This is a genomic window from Rhizobium sp. PRIMUS64 (assembly GCF_023006465.1).
Lineage (GTDB): Bacteria > Pseudomonadota > Alphaproteobacteria > Rhizobiales > Rhizobiaceae > Rhizobium > Rhizobium leguminosarum.
Genome location: NZ_JALBGX010000037.1, coordinates 26,330 through 50,993, shown reverse-complemented (window position 1 = coordinate 50,993; position 24,664 = coordinate 26,330). Strand labels below are relative to the sequence as shown.

The 24,664-nt window shown below is 60.5% G+C and carries 26 protein-coding genes and 1 pseudogene; 10 read left to right on the top strand and 17 right to left on the bottom strand.

Features of this window, described 5'->3' with window-relative positions; all coding sequences use genetic code 11:
* Nucleotides 1-13 precede the first annotated feature (13 nt).
* The 12 genes from MOV76_RS16750 to MOV76_RS16695 form a co-directional block, all read right to left on the bottom strand.
* On the bottom strand, nt 14-1,216 hold the full coding sequence (locus MOV76_RS16750) for a pyridoxal phosphate-dependent aminotransferase (protein ID WP_130654223.1): 1,203 nt from the start codon (nt 1,214-1,216) through the stop codon (nt 14-16).
* Between the two features lie 61 nt (nt 1,217-1,277).
* Nucleotides 1,278-2,045 carry a 5-oxoprolinase subunit PxpA gene (locus MOV76_RS16745; protein ID WP_130654222.1) on the bottom strand — a complete coding sequence of 256 codons (768 nt, stop codon included), beginning with the start codon at nt 2,043-2,045 and terminating at the stop codon, nt 1,278-1,280.
* 37 nt (nt 2,046-2,082) lie between these two features.
* Nucleotides 2,083-3,078: a biotin-dependent carboxyltransferase family protein gene (locus MOV76_RS16740; protein ID WP_130729847.1), complete on the bottom strand. Its 996-nt coding sequence runs from the start codon at nt 3,076-3,078 to the stop codon at nt 2,083-2,085.
* A complete protein-coding gene (gene pxpB, locus MOV76_RS16735; protein ID WP_130654220.1) occupies nt 3,075-3,782 on the bottom strand; it encodes a 5-oxoprolinase subunit PxpB in 708 nt (235 codons plus the stop codon). The genes MOV76_RS16740 and pxpB overlap by 4 nt, the downstream gene beginning before the upstream one ends.
* A complete protein-coding gene (locus MOV76_RS16730; protein WP_130654219.1) occupies nt 3,779-4,213 on the bottom strand; it encodes an acetyl-CoA carboxylase in 435 nt (144 codons plus the stop codon). Before MOV76_RS16730 ends, pxpB begins: the two co-directional genes overlap by 4 nt.
* On the bottom strand, nt 4,210-5,595 hold the full coding sequence (gene accC / locus MOV76_RS16725) for an acetyl-CoA carboxylase biotin carboxylase subunit (RefSeq protein ID WP_247264909.1): 1,386 nt from the start codon (nt 5,593-5,595) through the stop codon (nt 4,210-4,212). Before accC ends, MOV76_RS16730 begins: the two co-directional genes overlap by 4 nt.
* Nucleotides 5,595-6,038 (bottom strand): acetyl-CoA carboxylase biotin carboxyl carrier protein subunit, encoded by a 444-nt coding sequence (locus tag MOV76_RS16720; protein WP_247264908.1) that lies wholly within the window; start codon nt 6,036-6,038, stop codon nt 5,595-5,597. The genes accC and MOV76_RS16720 overlap by 1 nt, the downstream gene beginning before the upstream one ends.
* Before the next feature lie 233 nt (nt 6,039-6,271).
* Nucleotides 6,272-6,646, bottom strand: coding sequence for a hypothetical protein (locus MOV76_RS16715; protein ID WP_131586931.1), 375 nt, complete (start codon nt 6,644-6,646; stop codon nt 6,272-6,274).
* A gap of 31 nt (nt 6,647-6,677) precedes the next feature.
* Entirely contained in the window at nt 6,678-7,283 is a 606-nt protein-coding gene (locus MOV76_RS16710; protein ID WP_018246892.1) for a hypothetical protein, read from the bottom strand.
* An 8-nt stretch (nt 7,284-7,291) separates the two neighbouring features.
* Nucleotides 7,292-8,623, bottom strand: a complete 1,332-nt coding sequence (locus MOV76_RS16705; RefSeq protein WP_247264907.1) for a hypothetical protein — start codon at nt 8,621-8,623, stop codon at nt 7,292-7,294.
* Nucleotides 8,624-8,738: 115 nt separating this feature from the next.
* Nucleotides 8,739-10,613, bottom strand: a complete 1,875-nt coding sequence (locus MOV76_RS16700; protein WP_018246894.1) for an adenylate/guanylate cyclase domain-containing protein — start codon at nt 10,611-10,613, stop codon at nt 8,739-8,741.
* A 236-nt stretch (nt 10,614-10,849) separates the two neighbouring features.
* Complete coding sequence (locus tag MOV76_RS16695) at nt 10,850-11,920, bottom strand: LacI family DNA-binding transcriptional regulator (RefSeq protein ID WP_115157896.1); 1,071 nt, start codon at nt 11,918-11,920, stop codon at nt 10,850-10,852.
* A 221-nt stretch (nt 11,921-12,141) separates the two neighbouring features.
* Between MOV76_RS16695 and MOV76_RS16690 the strand changes: the two genes are divergently transcribed.
* The 7 genes from MOV76_RS16690 (at nt 12,142) to ppk2 (ending at nt 20,149) form a co-directional block, all read left to right on the top strand.
* Nucleotides 12,142-13,095 carry a sugar phosphate isomerase/epimerase gene (locus MOV76_RS16690; protein WP_247264906.1) on the top strand — a complete coding sequence of 318 codons (954 nt, stop codon included), beginning with the start codon at nt 12,142-12,144 and terminating at the stop codon, nt 13,093-13,095.
* 58 nt (nt 13,096-13,153) lie between these two features.
* The gene (locus MOV76_RS16685) at nt 13,154-14,386 is read left to right on the top strand and encodes an ABC transporter substrate-binding protein (RefSeq protein WP_247264905.1); all 1,233 of its coding nucleotides are present in this window, start codon (nt 13,154-13,156) and stop codon (nt 14,384-14,386) included.
* A gap of 102 nt (nt 14,387-14,488) precedes the next feature.
* Nucleotides 14,489-15,376 carry a carbohydrate ABC transporter permease gene (locus MOV76_RS16680; protein ID WP_017958256.1) on the top strand — a complete coding sequence of 296 codons (888 nt, stop codon included), beginning with the start codon at nt 14,489-14,491 and terminating at the stop codon, nt 15,374-15,376.
* Nucleotides 15,376-16,260 carry a carbohydrate ABC transporter permease gene (locus MOV76_RS16675; protein ID WP_025398247.1) on the top strand — a complete coding sequence of 295 codons (885 nt, stop codon included), beginning with the start codon at nt 15,376-15,378 and terminating at the stop codon, nt 16,258-16,260. Before MOV76_RS16680 ends, MOV76_RS16675 begins: the two co-directional genes overlap by 1 nt.
* Before the next feature lie 7 nt (nt 16,261-16,267).
* Nucleotides 16,268-17,350: an ABC transporter ATP-binding protein gene (locus tag MOV76_RS16670; RefSeq protein WP_247264904.1), complete on the top strand. Its 1,083-nt coding sequence runs from the start codon at nt 16,268-16,270 to the stop codon at nt 17,348-17,350.
* An 83-nt stretch (nt 17,351-17,433) separates the two neighbouring features.
* A complete protein-coding gene (locus MOV76_RS16665; protein ID WP_247264903.1) occupies nt 17,434-19,086 on the top strand; it encodes a GMC oxidoreductase in 1,653 nt (550 codons plus the stop codon).
* A gap of 148 nt (nt 19,087-19,234) precedes the next feature.
* A complete protein-coding gene (gene ppk2 / locus MOV76_RS16660; protein ID WP_018246902.1) occupies nt 19,235-20,149 on the top strand; it encodes a polyphosphate kinase 2 in 915 nt (304 codons plus the stop codon).
* Between the two features lie 116 nt (nt 20,150-20,265).
* Here ppk2 and MOV76_RS16655 read toward each other — a convergent pair whose 3' ends face one another.
* A complete protein-coding gene (locus MOV76_RS16655) occupies nt 20,266-21,141 on the bottom strand; it encodes an aldo/keto reductase family oxidoreductase (protein WP_113542802.1) in 876 nt (291 codons plus the stop codon).
* A gap of 96 nt (nt 21,142-21,237) precedes the next feature.
* Here MOV76_RS16655 and MOV76_RS16650 point away from each other — a divergent pair, with 96 nt between their 5' ends.
* Nucleotides 21,238-22,149, top strand: a complete 912-nt coding sequence (locus MOV76_RS16650; RefSeq protein ID WP_247264902.1) for a LysR family transcriptional regulator — start codon at nt 21,238-21,240, stop codon at nt 22,147-22,149.
* A 52-nt stretch (nt 22,150-22,201) separates the two neighbouring features.
* On the opposite strand, the pseudogene MOV76_RS16645 reads toward MOV76_RS16650, so the two are convergent.
* The 4 genes and pseudogenes from MOV76_RS16645 to MOV76_RS16630 form a co-directional block, all read right to left on the bottom strand.
* Nucleotides 22,202-22,296 (bottom strand): annotated as a pseudogene (locus MOV76_RS16645) (general stress protein); the annotation flags it as partial.
* Between the two features lie 13 nt (nt 22,297-22,309).
* On the bottom strand, nt 22,310-22,504 hold the full coding sequence (locus MOV76_RS16640; RefSeq protein ID WP_003538349.1) for a hypothetical protein: 195 nt from the start codon (nt 22,502-22,504) through the stop codon (nt 22,310-22,312).
* Between the two features lie 57 nt (nt 22,505-22,561).
* Nucleotides 22,562-22,798 (bottom strand): 30S ribosomal protein S21, encoded by a 237-nt coding sequence (gene rpsU, locus MOV76_RS16635; protein WP_018246906.1) that lies wholly within the window; start codon nt 22,796-22,798, stop codon nt 22,562-22,564.
* A gap of 40 nt (nt 22,799-22,838) precedes the next feature.
* Entirely contained in the window at nt 22,839-22,991 is a 153-nt protein-coding gene (locus tag MOV76_RS16630) for a hypothetical protein (RefSeq protein WP_165505709.1), read from the bottom strand.
* Between the two features lie 453 nt (nt 22,992-23,444).
* Here MOV76_RS16630 and rapA2 point away from each other — a divergent pair, with 453 nt between their 5' ends.
* Together rapA2 and MOV76_RS16620 are read left to right on the top strand one after the other, a co-directional pair.
* Entirely contained in the window at nt 23,445-24,158 is a 714-nt protein-coding gene (gene rapA2, locus MOV76_RS16625) for a calcium-binding lectin RapA2 (RefSeq protein WP_018246908.1), read from the top strand.
* Between the two features lie 198 nt (nt 24,159-24,356).
* Nucleotides 24,357-24,545, top strand: coding sequence for a hypothetical protein (locus MOV76_RS16620; RefSeq protein WP_018246909.1), 189 nt, complete (start codon nt 24,357-24,359; stop codon nt 24,543-24,545).
* The last annotated feature ends 119 nt before the right edge of the window (nt 24,546-24,664 follow it).

The window sequence follows — 24,664 nt, the reverse complement described above, 5'->3', positions numbered from 1 at the left end:
GGCGCGACGCCGATCAGCGCATATCCTTGCAGAATTGAGCTATGCGGGCGCATCCTTCGCCGAGCTTTTCCATGCTCGTGGCGTAGGAAATCCGGAAAAAGGGGCTCATTCCGTAAGCCGCCCCTTGCACGGTCGCGACATGATGCTCGTCGATGAGCGCCATAACGAAATCGACGTCGGTGTCGATCTTTCGACCGCCCTTGCTGGTCTTGCCGATCAGCCCGGAAATGTTGGGATAGATGTAGAAGGCGCCCTCGGGCCTATGGCAGCGCAGCCCTTCCACCTCCGACAATCTGGCGAGGACGAAGTCGCGTCTTTCCTTGTAGATCGCGGCACGCTCCTTCAAGAGATCCTGCGGCCCGTCCAAGGCGGCGGTCGCCGCAGCCTGGGTCAGCGTCGCGATGCCGCCGCCATTCTGGCCGTTGACGTTGCTGACGGCGGAGATCAGGTCTTTCGGCCCGGCGCAAAAGCCGAGCCGCCAGCCTGTCATTGCGTAAGCCTTGGAGACGCCGTTCATCGTCAGGACGCGATCATAGAGCCTGGGCTCGACTTCCGCGATCGTGCAGAACTGGAAGTCGTCATAGACCAGGTGTTCGTAGATATCGTCCGTCATGATCCAGACGTTGGGATGTCGCAGCATGACCTCGGCGATGGCGGCCATCTCCGCCCTGGAGCAGGCTGCTCCGGTCGGATTGTTCGGGAAATTCAGGAAGAGCCATTTGGTGCGCGGCGTGATCGCTGCCTCCAGATCCTCCGGACGCAGCTTGAAGCCGCCCTGCTCGTGACAGGAAACAGCGACCGGGACGCCGCCGGCGAATTTGACGATATCGGCATAGCTGACCCAGGAGGGTGTGGGGATGACGACCTCGTCGCCCGGATTGCAGGTTGCCAGCATGGCGTTGAAGATCACCTGCTTGCCGCCGCCCGAGACGACGATCTGGCTGGCATCGTAGTCGAGATTATTGTCCCGTTTGAACTTCCTGATGATGGCGGCCTTCAGCGCCGGTGTGCCGTCCATCGGCGGATATTTCGTGTCGCCGGCAAGAGCTGCCGCATGGGCCGCCTCAATCGCGTGGGCCGGCGTGGGGAAATCCGGCTCGCCGGACGAGAGGCTGACGACCTTGATGCCTTGGGCGGCAAGTTCCCTGGCCCGCTGGGTCATGGCGGCGGATGCGGAGATGGAGACGTTTTTCAGGCGGTCAGCGATGACGGACATCGACATGGTCCTTCGATGAGAGATGGGAACGGGAAATCGCCCGCGGGCGATCGGGATTGCGTCAGTCGGCGAGTTCGGCGGCAGGCGCGAGCGCGGCACCCGTGGCTTCGATCTCACCGCGCACGATGCCGGCAAGCTCAAGGGCGCCGGGCGTGTCGCTGTGGACGAGAATGGAGCGGGCCGGCATTGCGATCACCGCCCCGTCGATCGTCTCGACCGTGCCTTCGAGGAGGAATTGCCGCACACGTGCACGCACTGCGGCTTCGTCCTTGATGACGGCCCCCGGCAGCCCGCGCGCGACGAGTTTTCCGCCGGCGTCATAGGCCCGGTCGGCAAGGAAAAGCGCCAACGTCTTCAAACGTGCGCGTTTGGCCGCCTGCTGAATCTCGCTGCCATGGGTGACGAAGACGACGAGACCCGCGTCCACCGTGGCGATCGCATCCATCATCAGATCGGCCAGCGCAGGATCGCGATTGACCATATTGCCCATGGCCGCGTGGAAGCTGATATGAGAGACAGTGACACCCTCGGCTTTGGCGATCGCCATTAGAGCCCCCAACTGATAGAGCATCTGCTGGCGAAGCTCATCTGCCGGAAACGGTATTTCGCGCCGGCCGAAGCCGAGCCGATCAGGCAAACCGGGATGCGCGCCGATGCCGACGCCGTTCAGCTTCGCAAGCCGGACCATGCGCCCCATGATCTCCGGGTCGCCGCCGTGGAAACCGCAGGCGATGTTGGCCGACGAGACGAGTTTCATCATCGCTTCGTCATCGCACAGCCGGTAGGGACCAAATCCTTCGCCCATATCGGAATTCAGATCGATCTTCATCAGTTCCTCCTTTTGACGGCCTGTTGGGCGACACGCATCAGGCCATCGCCTTCAAGGCGCGCTTGACCATTCGGGATGTCTGCCTGACGTCTTCGACATAGCGGGCGACAGCCTGTTCCACCGTGCGCGCCTCCGCATGCGTCGAGCGAACGAAATTCAGGCGGGCGCCGATGCGGGCTTGCCCGAGCCGCCAGAGATCGCATTCGATCACTCCGGCGATCTTCGGATATCCGCCGGCGGTGTTGGCATCGCTCATTTGCACGATCGGTTCGCCGCCGGGCGGAACCTGGATCACGCCGGGCACGACGCCGTGGGAGCGCATCTCGATGGATGCTGTCGGCGTGATCGGCTCGCCTGATAAGCGGTAGCCCGTCCGGTCGCTTCGGGAGGAAATCCTCCAGGTCTGGCTCCAGAAGGCTTCGCCATCTCCGGCGAAAAGATCATGCTCGCCGGCCGGCAGGGCGCGGATCGGCAAAGCGCCGTCGACAGTGGCCGGGAAGACATCGCGCAGCGCCACGGCCGGTTCGACGACGGCGAGACCAGAGGCCGGCAACATGACCATCTCTGCGTCCTCGCCGACCGCGATCCGATCGCCCTTCGCCAGGGGCCGGCCGGCATTGCCACCAAAGCCACCGCGGAGCGATGTGCTTTGCGAGCCCATGACAACTGGGATATCCAGCCCGCCTCCGAGCGCAACATAGGAGCGTGCAAGCCGCGGGGGCTGTGTCAGTCCGAGAACCTGTCCGGGCTCCGCGAGATAGGCGCACCAGGGAAGCAGTTCCGATCCATCCAGATCGGGATTGCCGTCGGCACCGGTAACGGCAAAGACCACGCGCCGCTCGAAACGCAGGCTGAACGGGAACGTCTGCACCTCTATCGCGGCGGCATCTTCGTCATTGCCGACGAGAATGTTGCCGATCCGGACCGCGAGCGGATCCATTGCGCCGCTCGCCGATACGCCGATGTCGCGATAGCCGGGGCGGCCAAGATCCTGCACTGTATTGAACGGGCCGCTTTCCAAGATCTCGATCATAGCTCAATCCCTGCTGGCAGGAACCGCACCGTATCTCCCGGCGCCATCATGGCGGGGGTCGGTGACCTGGGGTCGAACATCTCAAGCGTCGCGAAGCCAATGGAATTCCAGCCATTCGGACCTGTGAGCATGGCGACGCCGGTCTGCATGCCGCCGATGGTCACGCAGCCCTTCGGCATTTTCAGCGAGGGCACGGTCTTTCGCGGCATGTAGATGCGCGGATCGAGACCATGCAGATAACCGAAACCGGGAGCGCTGCCCAAGGCGAACACACGGTAGGTCGCTTCATGATGGATGCGGACGACCTCGCGGTCGCTCAAGCCTGAGAGATCGCAAAGGGCTGGAAGATCCGTCGCATGTTCGCCGCCATATTGGACGGGGATCTCGATGGTCTTGCCCTTGAGATCGATGCTACGGGCATTCTCCCATGCCTCCAGCAGCCGGGCGACCACCGCATCGGGATCTTCGGGGGTCTCCTTGAAGATCACCAGCAGATTGGTCATGCCCGGGATGTTTTCCGCAAGGTCCGTCCAACCTTTCACAGTCTGGGACAGAGCCCAGATCCGCCGCTGCGCGATAAGGTCGAAGTCGCCTGGCGCCTCGAGCAGGAAGGATCTGGCGCCGATCGAGGAAACCCGCGCCAGGTTTTTGGTGACCGGAACGATCTCGCGTTGCGATGCATGTCTGTTCGTCGTGACGATCATGACTGGAGCTCGATTTCGAACAGAGGATCACCGAAGCCGACCGGTGCGCCGGGTTCTGCGAGCAGCCTGGTCAAAACACCGGAACGGCTGGCGCGAAGGGGAAGCAGGATATGCCCTACCCCGACAAAGCCGACGATATCCGCTTCGGATACGGAGCGCGGCAGATTTTGCGGCGCGGCGGAGGCGGGATGCTCGACATGGAAGCGGCCGGCCATCGGCGCCTTCACAACCACCGATGCGGAGCCGGAAGCCAAACCGGGAACACGGGGCGTCGCTCCGGTCGAGCTGATCCGGGCGCCGTCTTTTCCGGCGACGACGATGCGAAGCTGTCCGTCCGGCCGGGAGATTTCAAGACCGTCCACGCCTGCGGCCATCAGCGCCTCGGTGAGCAATGCGATCGTCGCCGGATCGCTGAAATCGATCGCGCTCATGCCGCCCTCCGCAGCTTCAGCCATTGTTCGAGATAGTGAATGTCCGTCTCGCCGCGCGCGAATGCGCCGTCCTCGAACAGGGCGCGCAGGAAGTGGATATTGGTGGAAATCCCCTCGACCTCAGTGCCGGCAAGCGCTTCGCGCATTCTTGCCATTGCTTCCGTCCGCGTCGGCGCATGCACGATCAGCTTGGCGATCAGCGAATCGTAATAGGGCGAGACCTTGTAGCCGGCATGAATATGCGTATCGACGCGAATGCCCAGCCCGACGGGCAAAGCCAGATGGGTGACGACACCCGCCGATGGCAGGAAGGTTTCCGGATCCTCGGCGTTGATACGGCATTCGAAGGAATGGCCTTCGCATGTTACATCGCCTTGGTTGAGATCCAGAACGTGACCCTGAGCTGCCCTTATCTGCGCCTGGACGATATCGACGCCGCTCGTCATTTCGGTGACGGGATGCTCGACCTGAAGTCGCGTGTTCATCTCGATGAAATAGAAAGCGCCATCCTCATAGAGGAATTCGAAGGTTCCGACGCCCCGGTAGCCGATCTGGAGGCAGGCTTGCACGCAAGCCAGGCCGACCGGCTGGATGATGTCGGACGCGATCCCCGGCGCCGGCGCCTCCTCCACCACTTTCTGATGGCGGCGCTGCATCGAGCAATCCCGGTGTCCGAGCCACACGGCATTGCCGTGATCGTCGCAAATAACCTGGATCTCGATGTGACGCGGATGCTGGAGGAATTTCTCCATGTAGAGCGATGGTGAGCCGAAGGCCTGGCGGGCCTCTTCTCGCGTCAGAGCGATTGCTTCATGCAACACGTCGGCCTTTGGCACGACGCGCATGCCGCGTCCGCCGCCGCCGCCGGCTGCCTTGATGATGACAGGATATCCGATTTCCAGCGCTATGCGCTCGATCGTGGCGGGATCATCGGGCAGCGCGGTGTCCGGACCGGGAACGCAGGGCACGCCGGCCGCCATCATCGCGCGCTTTGCCGAGATCTTGTCGCCCATGGTCGCAATCGAGGAGGTGGTCGGACCGATGAAGATCAGCCCCGCTTTTTCGACGGCGTCGGCGAAGGCGGCGTTTTCCGATAGAAAACCGTAACCCGGATGAACGGCGCCGGCACCGGCGAGACGCGCCGCCAGAAGGATGGCATCCTGATTGAGATAGCTCTTGGCGGCAGTCGACGGGCCGATGCACAGAAAACTGTCTGCGGTCTTGCCGTAAGGCGCTTGCCTGTCGGCCTCGGAGCAGATGGCGACCGTCTTCAGGCCGAGTTCGCGACAGGCGCGCTGGATCCGGGCTGCGATCTCCCCGCGATTGGCGATCAGGACGGTATCGAAGCGGCCGGCCGCGGATTGTTCGGGCCTTTCCGGCATCAGGCAATCTCCGCCAGCAGATCGCCGGTCTCGACCTCGGCATCGTCGACTTCGGTGAGATGCATGATGCGCCCTGAGCGCGGCGCAGCGATCGTGTTGAAGACCTTCATTGCCTCGATGATGAAAAGGGTCTGCCCCTCCTCCACCTCGTCGCCGATTGTGACGAATGGCGGTTCGCCGGGCGCCGGGGTCCGGTGCAGAACGCCGAAGACGGGCGCCTTCACCGCATAGGAAGTTTTCTCGAGCCTCGACGGTGCATTGGAGCCAGCATCATGGACAACGCTCGTCGTCGATCCTGCCTTTTGCTGGGGCTCGGCAGTAGCCTCCTGACCCTGCGACGTGCGGAAAATCCGAACCGTCACGTCCTTTTCGGTCACGGTCAGCTCGGTAATGTTCGATCGTCCGACAAAGTCGATCAGCGTCTTGATCTTCGAGAGGTCCATATGCGTGCTCTGAATTTCAGAATTCCACCGCGCAGATCTGAAGTTTCAGATCGCCCGGCGTTGTGATTTTCGTAGCACGACGCGTCGATTGATGGGGTCAGACGAAGTTTTGATGGAGTGCATCCGCGTTCTATCGCGTGCCTATCCGTTGCAGGTCGCCAGACGGCCGCAAGCGCTGGACGGCGCTCAAGGCCGGTGGACCTCAACCAGTAATCGACAAAGCGATCTCGAAGTCAGGCAAGCTTGAATGTTTTTAACGCAGCTTCAAACTTACCATTCACATCATCCAGTTTTATGGCAACAAAAAATTCTGTTTCCGGCTTGAATGGGCCAGCATCAAGCTCCGGCTTAACAATTAATGATAGTATCCTGTCTGTACTCGAGGCAGAAGAATCCCTAAAAATCTTAATTTTATAGACCGTTTCATCAATGACACCATTTGGGTTCGAAACATCATCACTGCCGTTTGGTTGAGTAGATATATATATATATAATTTATTGCTTAGGCCGGAGCCCATAATTTTGAAAGGCGTTCGAACTAGTAGTGGAGCAACTACAGTCTCAGGCTCCAGGCGCTCGATTGTAACTTTTGGGGTTGCGGTAGACATGTTGTCCTCCCTAGTCCGTCCTATATTCAGATCAATCGTTGTCGCCAGATCTGCGCGGAATGAACCCGCCTGATCTTGACATCACGCCACCAGAGCGGGACAGGGCACCGCCCGATCTGGACATTGCGCCGCTCGTCATCCCTCGGGGATCAGCAGAAACCTCGACCGACAGCAGAATTTGCTCAAAGGTTCCGGTTTCGGCATCGAGCCTCATTGAGACATCGCTCTTGTCGTAAATCCAGACCCTCATGTCCTTAGCAAGAGCTCCGATTTGGGAACCAAGACCGGTTCGCGCACTCGAGCCAGGGGACCGAGACAATCTGTCGTACTCGATATCACCTGCCACGTTCCTTGGGGGTGGATCGTCGGGGTCGGCCCCGGGGCCGTGGACAACGAAGATCACTGGTCGACCAAGTTCAACGAATGTTCCTTCGAATGAGAAAGCAAAAATTCGCGCCATAACCGCGTCGTCTGAACCAAGCTGGTCCCTCAGGAAATTGTTTCTTCCTGCTATTGGTACGCTTAGACCCTGATAAATGGGGCCGCCTCTAAGGATCAGATCGCTAAGCGGGCGCCCGAATAGATGTATCGCCGATATGCCGAGCAAGGTTTCATTGTCTGCCACGTCTGCCTCCATCTACCTGATTATTGACCGATGCTTAATCTCGACAGCAGAACTTTTTCGCGATAACTCATCCTCGGAAGCTCTAGATAATCTATCGGCAGCAATGTCCGCGCAGAAAGGACATGGCTGCGATGCTCGCCGCCTTTGAGGTGCGCGCCGGCGTGCAACTCGCCGATCGCCCGTCGCGTGAAGTTCCTGCTGATAATCCTTGCGAATTGGCCGCTGCTTTCGTCCCGATCGATCGCCAGCACCGTCCTCGCGACATCGCCGTAGTCCAGAAAATCGGGAGCGAGAGCCCACAAGGTTTCCGCCAGATACATCCCGACGATATCGCGTGCGTCGAGCAGTGCTTCGACAAAACCATCTGAGTTCCGCGCGAAAGCGCGGTCGAAAGCGTGCTGCACGGGTGCCTCGGCAGCCGGATCAAATTCGGCAATATCGGAGAGATCTTCGACGGCCCGTGAGATAAGGCCTCGCGCCACCAGGCTCTCGTGAAAGATATCGACGAGTATATCGAATATCGCGCCGGTGAGCGGTTGCGAGAGTTCATGCTCGTCCTTCCACTCATGTGCGAAGTCGGCCATCGTCCTTTTGTTGTTTGCCGACCGTATCTGGCGATGTGGCGAAAATTCCGAGAAGCGCGCTAGGCGATTTGCCCGATAAAGGTTGCCGCGCGTCTCCGCGAGAACATTGTCGATCACGGACGGAAAATGCATGGCCGCGATCAGCGACACGCAGTCGGAGAAGGCCTCCTGGAAACCAAGATATTCCGGGTACTCGGTCCCCGGCCGCGGCACGCCCAGTACGCTGAAGATGATCGCGTGCCCCACCTCATGAGCGATGACGTCAAAATCCAGGCTGAAGGGAAGGACGCGCCCGTCGTTTTCGAACTGGCTCCCAACTTCGAGGAAACCATAGCCGTATTGAGCGTTGTCCCATCGCGGCAGGATCGAGATTTCCAGACGGTCGTAATGATCGCGAAAATGCCAGGTGAGCGGCTGGCCGAGATAGCGCTCCCACACATCCAGTGTGAATCGCACGCAACCAAAAACATGCGCGGCTTCGAAGCCAGCCATTGAAGGTCGAAGATAGTCGAAATTGCCGCACCCATCGGGGTTGGCCGGCTGAAGGATTTTCCCGGTCCAGGGCGGCAGATACATGTACGGCGTTCCGAGCGGTCCGCGGTTCACACCGTAAGGACCGGTCTTGCCGACCGGCTCTACAACGAACATGCGATCGTCGGCCGGACCAGCTGTCAGGCTACCCAGCGGAGACGACACTTCGACAATCTCGGGACTGGACCGAGCATCTTCAAATGGAGGCTGTACAAAAAGTCTGAACCGGGTGCTCATCCGCTTCCCCTCAAAAGACTTTTATGATGCCAGTTTAAGTTGACCTTCGGCGCTCGCGAGAATTTTAGCAAGTAATGAAATAGTATTAGCGCCAGCCTGCCAAATGTACGAGGCGTTATTCAGACAGTTCAACCAATCTCGAATAGCGCGGGTGACTGCGAATGGAATCGAGGTCGGAATCGTTCTTGAACCACAGCCGCATCTCGGCGCCGACCTGAGGCATCCAGGCTTCCAGCACCTCGATCGCTCGGTCAATCTCGCCAAGCAGCGCATAAGTGCAGGCGGCGTTGTACTGAATGTTTATGTCGTTGGGATCAGTCGCCAGTGAGCGGGCCAGCCACTCCAGTGCCCGATCGCGGACACCGAGAAAGGCGAGCACGGTTGCTCCAAGACAGGCAACATTGGCATTCTCCGGATGTAGCCGCAATTCTTCCTCCGCCTTTTTCAACGCGATCCAAGCATAACTATTGGCCTTGTCTGTTTGCCCGAGTGAACGAAAGACGTGCACAAGCATGGTCGGCGCACCATAATCGGCAGGCTTGATTTCCATTGCACGCTGAAAGTAGGTGGCCGCCAGCTCGAACTGACCGTCGGTGACGCAAAATTCGGCATAATACCGGTTCGCCTCGTGGCAATCGGCGTCGAGCGATAAAGCCTGCTCGAATGCGGAAACGGCTTCAGCGCGATTGCCGGCGACGGCCAACGCAAACCCTTTGGCCGCGTGTGCCTCTGCCAGATTAGGATCAATAGCGAGCGCCATTGCGGTGTTGGCAAGAATGTCCTTCACCGGGATCTGTACGCCGAACTGGGACCGCAGACGCGCATCGCAAACCGCGACGCCCGCATAGGCGCGGGCATAGTCCGGATCCAATTCGATAGCTCTCGCGAAACTCTGTCTGGCCATTAAATGGTTTGAGCGCGAGGCAATGTGATAGTACTCGCGCCCCCTGAGGAAGTGCGTATAAGCTTCAACGCTCTCTGTCGGCGCCTGCTCGATTGCCTTCTTTTCCTCCGGGAGTAGCTTGACCTTTAGTTGCTCGACGATCGCCTTCGTGATCTCGTCCTGCACTTCGAAGATGTCGGTGAGGTCGCGGTCGTAACGCGCCGCCCACACGTGGCCATCGCTGGCTGCGTCGATCAATTCAGCATTGATCCTCACATGGTTGCCGGCCTTGCGGACGCTGCCCTCTACGATATAGGCAACGCCGAGTTCCCTGGCGATGCGCTGCAGGTTCTCGCTGCGGCCTTTCCATGTGAAGACGGTGTTGCGGCTCAGTACAAACAGGCCTGAAACGTTCGAGAGGTCAGTGATGATATCCTCAGTGATGCCGTCGCTGAAAAACTCCTGGGCGGGATCGTCGCTGATGTTGGCAAATGGCAGGATTGCAACCGATGGCTTGTTGACGGGTGCGCGCGTGTGCCCGCTTGCGGCAAGCGGCACCTCCTCACCGGAGGCGACATTGCCCCAATCGGCAAAATAGACATGGACCGGGCGGGAAATGTTTTTGACGGTCTTGGCGCCCTGGTCCGCGAAATCGAGGCCGAGCTTGTTTCCGACTTCGTGGCGCACAGCCGCCGAACAGGCAATGCCGCCAGGATCTGCAAGGGCTTGTAGCCGGACCGCCACATTAATGCCGTCCCCATGAAAGTCATCCGCATCGAAGACGATGTCGCCCAGATTCAAGCCTATTCGAAACGCAAAGTGCCTGTCCGCTGGAATCCCCATGTTGCGCTCCAGCATGCCGCGCTGGATTTCGACTGCGCATCGTGCAGCACTGAGCACGCTGCCGAACTCGACCAGGAAACCGTCGCCCATCACCTTGATTATACGCCCGCCGTGGGTCGCGACAGCGGGATCGAAGAGCTCGCGGCGATGCTGACGAAGGGCGTTAAGCGTCTCCTCTTCGTTGGCTTCCAGGAGACGGCTGTAGCCTACCACATCGGCGGCCAGGATAGCCGCCAATCGGCGCTCGACAAGCTCTGCACACATGCCCGTCTCCCCAACGTGCTGGTGGCAATATTACTCAATTCTAGAAGTTAGCCGATCATGTTGCCGGATGATTGTATTACTGACAACTAAAATATCCCTCTGTCGCCAAACCAACAGTTTACGCTGAACACTGTAGGGCTGTAATGGCGTCGACCGACAAGAGATCGAAGTACCGAGGATCAAGCGGCGGATTTTGATTGATGTCGAGGGTAATCCCCTCGCCGCGGCCGGCTCCGTCAGTTCTTCGGAGCAGCGATGCTCTCCCGCAAGATCAGGCTGCTGCGGATGACGGTACGAACCGTCGCCGTATTCTGCCTCTGGCCAATGGCGTCGAAGAGGAGATCCACCGCGGCGCGCCCCATCTCTTCCACCGGCTGCTTGATCGTCGAGAGTGGCGGAGAGCAAAATTCGCAGACGGGGGAGCCGTCGAAGGAGACGACGGACACATCACCGGGAATACTTAGGCCCGTCCGTTGGATACGGCTGACAAATGAAATGGCCATGTCATCGCTGGTCGCGATGACGGCTGTCGGTTTCTCGGTCAACTCGGCGAAATCATCCGCCGCCTGGACACCAATGTCGAAGCCGTGCTGATAATCGAGATGACCACCCGAGCGATGCACCGAATCCTCGGACAATCCTGCCGCCTCGAGCGCCTCGAGCACGCCGCCGTAACGCTCGACATCGTGATAATTGCCTTCAGGCCCTGCAAGATAGAAGAACCGTCGATGACCCAGTCGGATCAATTCGGCTGTGACGTCGCGCACGGCTTCGCGGTCGTTGGTAACGACGCTCTGCAGGCCGGCATCGCTCATGTCGAGCAGCATCGACACGATCGGCAGGCCGGAGTTGGCCAGCGAGCGTCCGTCAACCTCCGGAAGCTTCGACGACAGGATGATGGCTCCGCGCACGCTGCCGCCGAAGGCGAGGTCGAGAATGTGCCGTTCGGAAATCTCGTCGCGGTCGAGGTTGGCGATCATCAGGTTGTAGCCGCCCTGGATCAGCGATTTATTGATACTCTGCAGCACCTGCGGAATGACCTGGGAAGCGCCATAGTAGAGCGATCCCGGCAGAATGATCATGATGATATTGGATTTGCCGACCCTGAGACCGCGCGCCATCGCGTTCGGGGTGTAGCCCAGTTGCCTGGCTGCGGCATTGATCTTGGCGCGCGTCTTTTCGTTGACCCGTCCGGGATTGGCGAGCGCCCGGCTCACTGTCGATATCGCAACGCCGGCGAGCCGCGCGACATCGGCCATCAACGCGCCTGATTGATCCTCCCCGACTACATCCTTGTTTTTGTTCACGGTTCTTTCTTTCTCCGGGATGCTTTTGTTTGCAACTCTAAGACAAGTGGCAGCTTATAGCAAACGTTTGCCAAAAACCGCTTGCGTAAAAAAACAGCTTGGCTATTATCTAATCATGGCAAACGATTGCCATTCGCTAATGCATTGAAAATTATACGACTTATGAATGCGGAACGGCCCTTCCGCAAACGGATAGGTCATGCCTTGAAAAGGGAGTGATTATGGCTGCTGACGACAGGCTGCGCTTCGGCGTCGATCTCGTGACATTCTTCCATCCCGGCTTTTGGGACGTCGATAGCCATGACGCGATCGTCGACTATGCACGCGCCGAGCCGCGCGCCTTCTGGGACAAGATCCTCGACGGCGTCCAGGCCTCCGGCGTTACCGGCGTCGAGCTGACCTTCTCTCCCTTCAACTGGCAGGACGCGATCAAGACCTATGGATCCGTCGATGCCTTCGCGGCCGAGCTGGCAAGACGCGGTCTGACGCTGTGCAGCGGCTTCTTCGCGGAACTTGAGGCGGCCGGCGACTTCGCCGAGCCCGAGGCCCAGCGCGCGCTGATCGACAAGGCGGAACGATATGCCGACTTCCTGAAAGCCTGCGGCAGCGACATCATGGTGATCGGCGCGCCCTTACGCCAGACGCTCGGCGCCCAGCCGGTGCAGTTCCATGATTTCGATCGCGCCAAGGTGATCGCCGATTTTCTGAACCGGCTCGGCGCGACCCTCTATGCCAGGGGCGTACGGCTGGCGCTGCACACCGAGGCGCACTCGATCTTTGCCGCCGCGCGCGACGTCGATCTGATGATGCTTCTCACCGACCCGGCCTATGTGCACATGTGCCCGGATACCGCCCACATCATCGTGGCCGGCTCCGATCCCGTCCAGCTCGTCGATCGCCATCACGAGCGCATGATCATCGCCCACTGGAAGGATGCGCGCGGCCCGATGCCCGCCGACACGCCGATCGACAAGCACATCCATGAACGCCACCAGCCCTATTTCTGCAGCTTCGGCCTCGGACGGGTCGACTGGCCGGCCTGGATCCGGCTGCTGCGCGACCGGGCCTATGAAGGCTGGGCGATCCTCGAACTCGATGCCGCGCCGGATCCCGTCCGCGACATCGCCAACGGGCTCACCCTCGTCCGGCAGGGGCTCCTGCCGATCTATCGCTGACAGTCATCCCTAAAACAACGAACGCCCCGCAAAGAGGGCATTTTCAAGAGGTGGAACAATGAAGACCATGATGAAGCTTTTTCTTGCCGGCGTGGCATTCGCCGGCCTGTCTGCCTCGGCCCATGCCGAGGACAAGCCGACGATCGAGATCATGTCGTCCTGGACGTCGGGCGGCGAAGCAGCCGCGCTCAACGTCATCAAGACCGAGTTCGAAAAGCGCGGCGGCGTCTGGAAGGATTCCTCGATCGCCGGCTTCGGTGCGGCCGATGCCGCCTTCCAGAACCGTATCGTCGCGGGTGACGCGCCCGGGGCCAAGCAGGGCGTCATCGGCCTCGCTGCCGCTGATTTCATCAACCAGGGCCTGTTCAATCCGATCGACGACGTCGCCACCGCCGGCAAATGGGCTGACGCCCTGCCGAAATCGATCCACGATCTCATCTCCTATGACGGCAAGGTCTATCTTGCGCCGACCGGCGCCCATGGTGAAAGCTGGCTCTTCTATTCGAAGGAAGCCTTCGAGAAGGCCGGCATTGGGCAGGAGCCCAAGACCTGGGACGAGCTCTTTGCCGATCTCGACAAGCTGAAGGCTGCCGGCCGGGTTCCGGTCGCCTGGGGTGGCCAGCCCTGGCAGCAAACCAAGGTCTTCAACATGATCCTGCTCTCGCAGGTCGGGATCGACGGCTTCCTGAAGATCTATGTCGATAAGGACAAGAGCCCGGCATCCGTCGAAGGCGTGAAGAAGTCCCTTGAAATCCTCGGTAAGCTGCGCGGCTATGTCGATGCCGGTGCAGCCGGGCGCAACTGGAACGACGCGACAGCCATGCTGATCACCGCCAAGGCCGGCGTGCAGTTCATGGGCGACTGGGCCAAGGGCGAATTCACCGTTGCCGGCAAGGAGCCGGGCAAGGATTATGGCTGCATGATCGTGCCGGAGTCGAAGGGCATGGTCTACATCGCCGACTCCCTCTGGTTCCCCAAGACCGGCAAGGCCGAGACTGACAAGGCGCAGAAACTTCTCGCCGAAGTCGTCATGGATCCGGCCGTTCAGGTCGAATTTGCCCTGAAGAAGGGCTCGGTGCCGATGCGCGCCGACGTCGACAAGTCGAAGCTGGACGCCTGCGCGCAGAAGGGTGTCGAGCTGATGAGCGCCGGCGCAATCGTGCCGGACCAGGCGATCGTGCTCACGCCCCAGCAGGTCGGCGCGCTCGACGACCTCGTCGACGAATACTGGAGCGGCGGCTCGAACGAAGCAGATGCCGCGGCCGAGAATTTCTTCGCCATCTTCGAGTAGGATAGTACCCGTGGCGTCGGCCTGATCCGACGCCACGGCTGCCGGCTGCCCCCTCACGCGGCGGCCCGAGCCCTGCTTTCCACTCCGTCAACGAGCTGGCCGATGTCCATCAAACGCAAGCCCAATCTTTCCGCGACCATCGCCCTGCTGCCGACATGGTTCGTCGCGGTCGTGGTCTTCATCGGCACCATGGCTTGGTCGATCCGCCTGTCCTTCACCAATTCGACGCTTTTTCCGTCCTCGACCTATGTCGGCTTGGCGCAGTATTCGAAGCTCTTCTCTTCCGCCAAATGGCTGGCCTCGCTGCAAAACGTGTTGATCTTCGGCGTCCTATACGTCGCAGGCTGTTTGCTGCTGGGCTTCCTGCTGGCTGCGGCGCTGGATCGTAAGATCCGCTTCGAAAGCGCCTTCAGGACCATATTCCTCTATCCCTACGCCATGTCCTTCGTGGTGACCGGGCTTATCTGGCAATGGATGCTCAATCCGACGCTCGGCATCCAGGCGAGCGTGCGTTCGCTCGGCTGGGAAAGCTTCGTCCTCGACTGGGTGGTCAATCGCGACATGGCGATCTATGCGCTGGTGCTTGCCGGCGTATGGCAGGGCGCGGGGCTCGTCATGGTCATTGCGCTCGCCGGCATGCGCGGCATCGAGGCCGAGCAATGGAAGGCGGCGCGGATCGACGGCATTCCCGTCTGGCGGATCTATGTCTCGATCATCCTGCCGCAGCTCGGGCCGGCGCTGGCCGCGGCCGGCATGCTGCTCGCCATGGGCGTGATCAAGACCTATGACATCGTCGTCGCCATGACCAATGGCGGCCCCGGCAATGCGACGGAGGTGCCGGCGAAATTTATCATGGACAATCTGTTTGGGCGCCAGAATCTCGGCCTCGCCACAGCAGGCGCGACAGTGCTTGTCCTCGGCGTGATCATCGCAGTCGCTCCGTTTCGCTACATCATGCACATGCGCGACAAAGCAAAGGGGGCTGCGTGATGGCCCGTCCTCATCCAAACGGCCCGAAGCCGGCACAGATCACCGCCGGGCGCATCGGCCTCTATGCCTTCCTTGTCGTCGCCGCGCTTTTCTTCCTTTTGCCGCTCTACACCATGGTCGTCACCTCGCTGAAGTCCATGGACGAAATCCGGCTCGGGCAGATCTTTGCCCTGCCGGCCACGCTCGATTTCTCTGCCTGGGCTACCGCCTGGTCGGGCGCCTGCATGGGAACCGTCTGCGTCGGCATTCGCAGCGGCTTCTGGAATTCGGTGGCGATCACCCTTCCCTCGGTCGCGCTCTCGGTCTTCATCGGCGCCGTCAATGGCTATGCGCTGTCGCTTTGGCGGCCGCGCGGGGCAAACCTGCTCTTCGGCCTGCTGATGGCCGGTGGCCTGATCCCCTACCAGATCTTCCTCTATCCGATGGTCCGGGCGATGGCGAATATCGATCTCTACAATTCGCTGGCCGGCATCATTCTCGTGCATGTCATCTTCGGCCTGCCGCTGGTGACGCTGCTCTTCCGCAACTATTTCGTCAGCGTGCCGGAGGAGCTCTGCAAGGCGGCACGCGTCGACGGCGCGGGCTTCTGGCGCATCTTTTTCGAGATCATGCTGCCGATTGCCGTGCCGATGGTCGTCGTGGTCTCCATGCTGCAATTCACCGGCATCTGGAACGACTTCCTGCTCGGGCTCGTCTTTGCCGGGCGCGACAACCTGCCAATGACCGTGCAGCTCAACAATATCGTCAACACCACGATGGGCGAGCGAACCTACAACGTGAACATGGCGGCGACGATCCTCACCGCCATCGTTCCGCTCGCCATTTATTTCCTGTCCGGCCGCTGGTTCGTGCGCGGCATCGCGGCCGGCGCAGTCAAGGGGTAACGCTTCCATGCAATCTGCCGTCTCCGTGAAGGACCTGAAGATCGCCTATGGCGACCATACGGTGATCGAGAAGATGTCGATCGATATCGCGCCGCGAGAGTTCCTGGTGCTGCTCGGCCCTTCCGGCTGCGGCAAGTCTACGCTTTTGAACGCCATTGCCGGTCTCCAGGACATTACATCAGGCGAGGTCTGGATCTCGGGCAAGAATGTCAGCTGGGAGGAGCCGAAGGACCGCGGCATCGGCATGGTCTTCCAGTCCTACGCGCTCTATCCCCGCATGTCGGTCCGCAAGAACCTCTCCTTTGGACTTCGCGTCGCCCGTCTGCCGGAGGCCGAGATCGAGGCCCGTGTCGCTCGCACCGCCGCCCTTCTCCAGCTCGACAAGCTGCTCGACCGGCGCCCTGCCGAGCTATCGGGCGGCCAGCGCCAGCGCGTCGCCATCGGCCGGGCGCTGGTGCGCGAAGTCGATGTCTTCCTGTTCGACGAACCGCTGTCGAACCTCGATGCCAAACTGCGCAACGAATTGCGCGTCGAGATCAAGAAGCTGCACCAGCGCCTCGGCAATACGATGATCTACGTGACCCACGACCAAGTCGAGGCCCTGACGCTTGCCGACCGCATCGCCATCATGCGCGACGGTGTGATCCAGCAGCTCGCCTCGCCGGCCGAGATCTACCGCCGCCCGGCCAATCTCTTCGTTGCCGGTTTCATTGGCGCTCCGGCCATGAATTTCATCGAGGGCCGGATCGAGCGCGGCGACGGGGCGCCCATCTTTCTGGGCAACGGGCTGACCATCGATCTCTCCGGCTATTCCTTTGGTGCGGCCGCGGCGGAAGGACCTGCTACACTCGGCTTTCGCCCGGAACACCTTGTGCTCGATGGGGCGGCGAGCGGCCTGCCCACCATTCCCGGCCGCGTTGCCGTCGTCGAGCCGATGGGTTCGGACGCCGTTGTCTGGTTCGACTGGGCGGACCAAAGCCTCTCGCTCCGGCTGATGGGCGACGTCACCCTTGAGCCCGGTGACGCCATGGCTCCCGGGCTCGATATCGCCAAGGCCTCCCTCTTCGGCGCTGACGGATCGCGGCTGTGACGCACCATCCCTTTGTTTTCCCGCAATTCCGGGCGCGTTTCGCGCCGTTTTGAGGATTGCTCCAGGACAGGATTTGAAACGACATGTCTGAGATCGTCTATGATGCGCTGGTGATCGGCTCCGGCGCGGCGGGTTCATTTGCGGTAAAAGAACTGACGGCACAGGGGCTGTCGGTGCTGTTGCTCGAGGCCGGTCCCGCCGTCGGGCCGAAGGATTTCGATCCCGTGCGCAAGAAGGCGCCGGCAAGCAGCATCAATATCTGGGAGCGCGCGCGGGCCACCTTGAAGGGCCAGCCGATCCAGGCCCGCGCGGCCTTCTTTACCGAGCGTTTCAGCCACTTCTTCGTCAACGACCGCAAGAATCCTTATACGACGCCGAAGGGCGAGCCCTTCCTCTGGATCCGCGGCCGCCAGGGCGGCGGGCGTCTCCACAGTTTCGGCCGGGTGCTGCTGCGCTGGACTGACGATGATTTCAAGATCCGCTCTCGCGCCGGAAAGGGTGTGGACTGGCCGGTCTCCTATGAAGAACTGGTGCCTTTCTACGACGAGGTCGAGGCTTATCTCGGCCTCTACGGCAATAGGGATAACGTGCCGAGCTTGCCGGACGGCATCTATGCGAAGCCGGCAAGCCTGACGCCCGCCGAACAGATCTTCAAGCAGGCGGTCGAAAACCGCTGGCCGGACAGGCACGTCGTCTCCTGGCGTTACATTGCGCCGGACGCCGACCGCATGCCGCGACCGCTGCGAGACGCTCAGGCCACCGGTCAACTGACCGTCCGCTACGACGCCGTCGTTCGCCGCATCACCACGGACGAGAAGACCGGCCGCGCCACCGGGGCGGAGTTCATCGATCGCAATACGGGCGAAGTATCGACCGCGCGCGCCGCGACGGTGGTGCTTTCGGCCTCGCCGATAGAGAGCGTACGGCTGCTGTTGAATTCGGCGTCGGCGAATCATCCTGATGGGCTCGGCAACAGCTCGGGCGCTCTCGGCCGCTATTTCATGGACCAGCTTCCGTGCCTCGCCTTTGGGTCCTTTTCGAAGGCGAAGGGTTGGGCGGTCGACGAGTCCGCGCCGACCGACCCGTTCTACAATCCGTCGGGCGGGATCTTCATTCCCCGCTTCGGCGAGGGCGATGCCGCCCGCGGCGATTTCGACTACCAGGGAAGTGTCGGCCGTGCGCCGATCTCCGCAGACGCAGATGCACGTCTCGCCTTCTTCGGTTTCGGCCGCATGCTGCCCTATGCAGACAATCGCATCACGCTCGACGCCAGGCGTAGGGATGCCTGGAACATTCCTGTGCCGCATATCCGCTGCGTCATGCGACAGGAGGAACAGGCGCTGCTCAGAAGGCAGGAGGAAACGCTGATCGCGATGATCAAGGAGGTCGGCGGCGACCTCGAATTCATCGGCTCGCCCACCGGCCTCAAGGAGATGAGCAAGGGCGCCTTTCCCGAAGCCGATGCCTTCAGCCGCTTCATGTTCCGCAAATGGTTCCGCAAGACCATGTGCATGGGCGCGGCAATCCATGAGACGGGCGGCGCGCGCATGGGCGAAACCCCGGAGGCTTCGGTGCTCAACCCCTACAACCAGGTCTGGGATGTCCCGAACCTCATCGTCACCGACGCCAGCGCCTTCCCCGGCAGCGGCATCGCCGGCACGACGCTCACCGTCATGGCATTGACGATCCGCGCCTGCCGGAATCTTGTCGACCAGTACCGGACGGGACAGCTATAGGCGCGCCTCGGCGGCTGAAGCGCATTCGACGCCGCAATCATCGGCTTAAGAGATCGGGACGTTGCTGTTCCGGCTTTGGCTTAGCCGAACCGTCACACAAACTTCGCAGTGACATGCTCCTGTCAGAAAACGCAGGAAGGAAAAGCCCATGTCTCAAACACATCAGGACCAGCTCAGCCGTATTAAGGCCGAGATCGCCGACAGCTTTGATGAAGAGCTGGAAATGCAGATGGAGGAAGACCGGCTGGACGATCTCGTCGCCGAAGGAATGTCGGAGCCGGCGGAGCAGACGCTCGAGCGAAAGACCTATTTCCGCGAGCTCTTCCGGCTGCAGCACGAACTGGTGCGGTTGCAGGATTGGGTTCAGCATAAGAAGCTGAAGGTGGTGGTGCTGTTCGAAGGCCGGGATTCAGCCGGCAAGGGGGGCGCGATCAAGCGCGTAACCCAGCGGCTCAATCCGCGCGTCTGCCGGACGGTCGCGCTGCCCGCGCCCACCGAGCGGGAACGTCATCAATGGTATTTCCAGCGTTATGTCCCGCATCTTCCGACCGCCGGCGAAATGGTGCTCTTCGACCGAAGCTGGTACAATCGCGCCGGTGTCGAGCGCGTCATGGGGTTCTGCACCGATGAAGAACTCGAGGAGTTCTTCCGCTCGGTGCCTGAATTCGAGCGGATGCTGGTCCGTTCCGGCATCGTGTTGATCAAATACTGGTTCTCGATCACCGACGAGGAGCAGGAATTCCGCTTCAAGATGCGTATCCACGATCCGCTGAAGCAATGGAAGCTCTCACCGATGGATATGGAAAGCCGTGTGCATTGGGAGGAATACACCAAAGCCAAGGAAGAGATGCTGGCGCGTACGCACAGCCCCGATGCGCCTTGGTGGGTGGTTCAGGCCGTGGACAAGAAAAGGGCGCGGTTGAACTGCATTGCCCATCTTCTCGAGCAGATCCCTTACGAGGATGTTCCGAAACCGGAGATCCAGTTGCCAGACCGCATCCGTCACGCCGATTACAACAGGGCGCCGGTTCCGCCTGAAATGCTTGTGCCGGAGCGCTATTGAAAGCATCGCCGCGTTGGGCGGCGGGCTACCGCATAATTCTTCAATTCGGAATCGTTTGAGGGATTGCTCCGCTACGCCGCGCAAGACGTGGCGTAGCGTCGGATCGCCGGCGACCGTCAGGCGGCGATATCAGCCATGCGGTTCAATTTCGAGACGGCGTCATCCGGCAGCAAGAGCGCGGCGGCGGCGAGATTTTCCCTGAGATGGCTGACGGACGAGGTGCCGGGGATCAGCAGGATGTTTTCCGCACGACGCAGCAGCCAGGCGAGCGCCACCTGCATAGGCGTGGCATCAAGGCGTGCGGCGACCTCAGAGAGGGTGGAAGACTGCAGTGGGGTGAACCCGCCGAGCGGAAAGAACGGCACATAGGCGGTGCCTTCGTGCGCGAGATCGTCAATCAGCCTGTCGTCGGCCCGATGCGCCAGATTGTACTGGTTCTGCACGCAGACGATCTCGGTGATCCCACGCCCCTCAGTGATCTGTTTGGATGTGACGTTGCTCAGCCCGACGTGACGCACCAGGCCTTGCCGTTGGAGATCGGCGAGGACCGTCAGCGGCGCTTCGATCGACCCTTCGGCCGGGCCGCGCACGTCGAACATGATCCTGAGATTGACGACGTCAAGCACATCAAGGCCGAGATTGCGGAGATTGTCGTGCACTGCCGCGGTCAGTTCTTCACGCGAGAAGGCCGGCATCCACGATCCGTCCGTGCCGCGCCGGGCGCCGATCTTGGTGACGATGGTGAGATCGTCGCGATAGGGATGCAGCGCTTCACGAATGATCTGGTTGGTGACGTGGGGGCCATAGAAGTCGCTGGTGTCGATGTGGTTTACGCCGCTCGCGACCGCCTCGCGCAGTACTGCCAGGGCCGCGCCATGATCTTTGGGCGGGCCAAACACGCCAGGACCAGCGAGCTGCATGGCACCATAGCCAAGCCGCTTCACGCTGCGGCCGCCGAGGTTGAACGTGCCGGATTGATCGATAGTGGACATGGTCTAACTCCTTTCAAGAGATGACACCAAGATAGGCGTTGGCGGCACGTGTGAAAATTGGCTATAATCCGCACGGGCTGTGCGGGGTAGCGAACAGTGAAAGCAGATCTGGGTGATCTCAATGCCTTTGTTGCCGTGGCGCGCGCCGGGGGTTTTCGTGAAGGGGCTCGCGTAAACGGCAGCAGCGCCTCTTTCCTCAGCGAAGCGGTGCGTCGCCTGGAGGCCCAACTCGGCGTCAGGCTGCTCAACCGCACGACACGCAGCGTCGTCCCGACCGAAGCGGGCAAGGGCTTGCTGGAGCGGCTCGGTCCTGCTTTGAGCGAGGTAGAGTCTGCCCTCGACGTCGTCAACGGTTTTCGCGACAGGCCGGCGGGTGCATTGCGCCTCAATGTGCCGGTCAGCGCGGCGCGGCTGGTGCTGCCCGCCATCGTCCCAGCGTTCCTCGCCGCCTATCCCGATATTCGGCTGGAAGTGGTAACCGATGAGAGTTTTGTCGACGTGCTCGCGGCCGGCTGCGACGCCGGCATCCGCTATGACGAGCGGTTGGAGCAGGATATGATCGCAATACCGATCGGGCCACGCGTCCAGCGCTTTGCCATCGCCGCCTCCCCCGACTACCTGGATCGCCGCGGCCGGCTGCAACACCCGAGCCAGCTGCTCGGCCATGCCTGCATATTGGGCCGCTTCGATAGCGGTGCGATGACGGCGCCGTGGGAATTCGAGCGTGATGGCGAGATCGTGCGGGTCGATCCAACGGGGCCGCTGATCGTGCGGGTCGGCGGAGCGACCGACCTGACCGTCGATGCAGCGATATCAGGAACAGGGATCGTCTGCCTCTTCGAGGACTGGCTGCGCCCGCATTTCGACAGCGGTGCGCTCGAGCCCATCCTCGAACCGTGGTGGCAGCGCTTCTCCGGGCCATTCCTCTATTATCCCGGACGGCGTCTGGTGCCTGCGCCGCTCCGGGCGTTCATCGATTTCGTCAAGGCATCAGCCAATCAGGCTTGATGTTTGTCGGCCAGAGACGTGCCTCCCGATCTTCGTTGAGTGCTTCCATGCGTTAGAGCTCGACCTCGGCACTGTCGCCCATATCAGGTTTCTGTTCGCGGCGGCGGCCATCTTGATATAACTGATGATCGTGCCTGGGCTGTCCCAACCACGCAGTCGATCAATGAACGCTTGGGGTTTTCATGACCATTGCGAAGTCTTCGGCAACCAGTTCACTGACGGCGATGAGAACTTCCTCCCGGGAAAAACCCGATGTCAGAGCGCGTTGGATCAGATCCTGCAGATCCGGCTCCACGACATCGCGGCAATCCTCGAGGCGTTCTTCGGAAACGGTGAGGCTATTGAGTTCGTCCATTGTCTGTCCTTTCACGGAATGTAGCAGCCGAAGCTCGGGGCTAGTTGGGAATGGCTGCTAACGGGTGGTCGCCACCCGCTTGGATCCGGCGAGCAGGCCTTCACGCTGCATCTTCTTGCGTGCGGCCTTGCGATGCCGACTGATCGCCTGCGCCTTTTCTCTGACGCGCCGTTCGGACGGCTTTTCATAGGCGCGCCGTTCCTTCATTTCACGGAACAGTCCTTCGCGCTGCATTTTCTTCTTCAAGACCCTGAGCGCTTGATCGACATTATTGTCTCTGACGAGTACCTGCATTTCAAGTTCTCCTTGTTTGGGTGGTGCGACGATCGCAGGCTCAGCCAAGCTGCTCGGCGATCAGAGCCCGCAATTCGCGGCGGGTGAGAAGGCAGGGGAACGGCTTCCAGCTCCCAGCAATGCGGCGGACAGTCTCGTCATCCTCACGCGGTTTCGCCACCGCAACCGCGGTGGCTGTATTAATGTGGTTCAAAAAGAAATCCTTTGCCGATCTCGGCCGGCGTCATCGATTGTTTGTGGGGTTGCCCGTCACGCAGCCATAACGGCGCGCTCGGATGTACAAGCGCTTCAATCATGAGCCAGCAACAGCTTAGATTTCCGCTTGATCGGGTATTCCCGCAACATAGGTATCGGCGGGCACAATTGCAACGGATGGCCCGGATGGCATGGCACGGGCATCGCCAATCGCCTTCAGATATACTCAGCGCCATTTTATTCAAGTTATCCGGGTATAGTTTCCGCCGAATTTTCTTCAATTTGGCTTGAAAGTGACATTATTCCGCCGGAATGGAAGCAACGCGGAGGTTGGCATCGAAATTAACCTTCTGTTAAATAGACCATTGACTTGTAGTATTAATAGGTTGTTAAAGGAGCCGCTCGCTGAGGTCGAAATTGACCCGCCAATAAACAATTTTAGGAGAGAGCTATGGCTTCGCCGATACATGCAACTGATGATAGTGCAACATTTAAAGAAACCGACGTTATTTCTGGAAATCTGCTTTCCAACGATTCATCCGACAACGGCCACCTGTTCCTGCGCGCCTTCGATGGCGCGAGCGTTGGCGCCAAGGCCGGCAACAGCCAGGTCACCGAGATCCAGGGCGACTACGGCACCTTCTTCGTCAAGCCCGATGGCAGCTACACCTATGTCCTGAGCGACGCTGCCAAGATCGGCTTCGCCAACGGTGAATCGTACCAGGAGAAGGTTTCCTACAAGATCTCCGACGGCAGCGGTCATACCGATGTCGGCCTGTTCACCCTGAACATCCAGGGCGTAACCCAGGTCAAGCCTATCGCGGTCGACGACCACTACAGCTTCAACGAAGGCGACGCCATCGGCGGCAACGTTCTGGACAACGACATTGCCGGCGACAACGGCAAGCTCTTCCTGCGTCAGTTCGACGGCACGAACGTCAGCGCCAAGAGCGGCCTCGACGCTGTTACCGACATCGTCGGCGACCATGGCGTCTTCCACGTCAAGCCGAATGGCGAATTCACCTACACGCTGACGGAAGACCTGGCTGCCGGCCAGAACGTCACGGAAACCGTCCAGTACTACAAGATCTCCGATGGCGAAGGCCACACGGATGCTGGCGTTCTGACGCTCAACATCACGGGCACCGACGCTCATCTTGCTTGATCAGCAGCAATAAATCATTGAGACACAACGCCCGCCGCGCAATCGGCGGGCGTCTTCATATGTCCGCTTGTTTTGACGCGCGGTGCCGGCGGGGTTCAATCATGTGCGGTTGAAGGTCTGAAAAGCGGGTATAATACTTTTTAGCTAGTTCTTATAAATGCCGGGGTGGCGTAGTCTTCATGTTCGGAGGACACGCCGTTGACCGAACACATCGAACCCAGGCAAATCGAAACAGACGATCTGACGAAAGTCTGGTCCGTGACGGAGTTCTGCGCGCGTCACCGCATAGATACCGAGGAACAAGCGCTGCTGCTCAAGCTTTTCGGGCCGTTCGCGACCGCCTCCGAATTGCTTCACAATGCCAAGCGCGCGCCAAGGTTCAGATAAAAGGTCCTTCACCTCGTTGCCTGGACGGATGTGCCGATGAGGCCCCCTCTCTCGCTCTTCAACGATCTTGCCATAATGCCCGGCAGGTCCTTCAGTGAACGAGACTGCGCAAGATATCA

Bases quoted from the DNA above. Each gene is read 5' to 3' on its own strand.
- MOV76_RS16750 (WP_130654223.1), bottom strand. From the start codon at position 1,216: ATGTCCGTCATCGCTGACCGCCTGAAAAACGTCTCCATCTCCGCATCC.
- MOV76_RS16745 (WP_130654222.1), bottom strand. From the start codon at position 2,045: ATGAAGATCGATCTGAATTCCGATATGGGCGAAGGATTTGGTCCCTAC.
- MOV76_RS16740 (WP_130729847.1), bottom strand. From the start codon at position 3,078: ATGATCGAGATCTTGGAAAGCGGCCCGTTCAATACAGTGCAGGATCTT.
- pxpB (WP_130654220.1), bottom strand. From the start codon at position 3,782: ATGATCGTCACGACGAACAGACATGCATCGCAACGCGAGATCGTTCCG.
- MOV76_RS16730 (WP_130654219.1), bottom strand. From the start codon at position 4,213: ATGAGCGCGATCGATTTCAGCGATCCGGCGACGATCGCATTGCTCACC.
- accC (WP_247264909.1), bottom strand. From the start codon at position 5,595: ATGCCGGAAAGGCCCGAACAATCCGCGGCCGGCCGCTTCGATACCGTC.
- MOV76_RS16720 (WP_247264908.1), bottom strand. From the start codon at position 6,038: ATGGACCTCTCGAAGATCAAGACGCTGATCGACTTTGTCGGACGATCG.
- MOV76_RS16715 (WP_131586931.1), bottom strand. From the start codon at position 6,646: ATGTCTACCGCAACCCCAAAAGTTACAATCGAGCGCCTGGAGCCTGAG.
- MOV76_RS16710 (WP_018246892.1), bottom strand. From the start codon at position 7,283: ATGGAGGCAGACGTGGCAGACAATGAAACCTTGCTCGGCATATCGGCG.
- MOV76_RS16705 (WP_247264907.1), bottom strand. From the start codon at position 8,623: ATGAGCACCCGGTTCAGACTTTTTGTACAGCCTCCATTTGAAGATGCT.
- MOV76_RS16700 (WP_018246894.1), bottom strand. From the start codon at position 10,613: ATGTGTGCAGAGCTTGTCGAGCGCCGATTGGCGGCTATCCTGGCCGCC.
- MOV76_RS16690 (WP_247264906.1), top strand. From the start codon at position 12,142: ATGGCTGCTGACGACAGGCTGCGCTTCGGCGTCGATCTCGTGACATTC.
- MOV76_RS16685 (WP_247264905.1), top strand. From the start codon at position 13,154: ATGAAGACCATGATGAAGCTTTTTCTTGCCGGCGTGGCATTCGCCGGC.
- MOV76_RS16680 (WP_017958256.1), top strand. From the start codon at position 14,489: ATGTCCATCAAACGCAAGCCCAATCTTTCCGCGACCATCGCCCTGCTG.
- MOV76_RS16675 (WP_025398247.1), top strand. From the start codon at position 15,376: ATGGCCCGTCCTCATCCAAACGGCCCGAAGCCGGCACAGATCACCGCC.
- MOV76_RS16670 (WP_247264904.1), top strand. From the start codon at position 16,268: ATGCAATCTGCCGTCTCCGTGAAGGACCTGAAGATCGCCTATGGCGAC.
- MOV76_RS16665 (WP_247264903.1), top strand. From the start codon at position 17,434: ATGTCTGAGATCGTCTATGATGCGCTGGTGATCGGCTCCGGCGCGGCG.
- ppk2 (WP_018246902.1), top strand. From the start codon at position 19,235: ATGTCTCAAACACATCAGGACCAGCTCAGCCGTATTAAGGCCGAGATC.
- MOV76_RS16655 (WP_113542802.1), bottom strand. From the start codon at position 21,141: ATGTCCACTATCGATCAATCCGGCACGTTCAACCTCGGCGGCCGCAGC.
- MOV76_RS16640 (WP_003538349.1), bottom strand. From the start codon at position 22,504: ATGGACGAACTCAATAGCCTCACCGTTTCCGAAGAACGCCTCGAGGAT.
- rpsU (WP_018246906.1), bottom strand. From the start codon at position 22,798: ATGCAGGTACTCGTCAGAGACAATAATGTCGATCAAGCGCTCAGGGTC.
- rapA2 (WP_018246908.1), top strand. From the start codon at position 23,445: ATGGCTTCGCCGATACATGCAACTGATGATAGTGCAACATTTAAAGAA.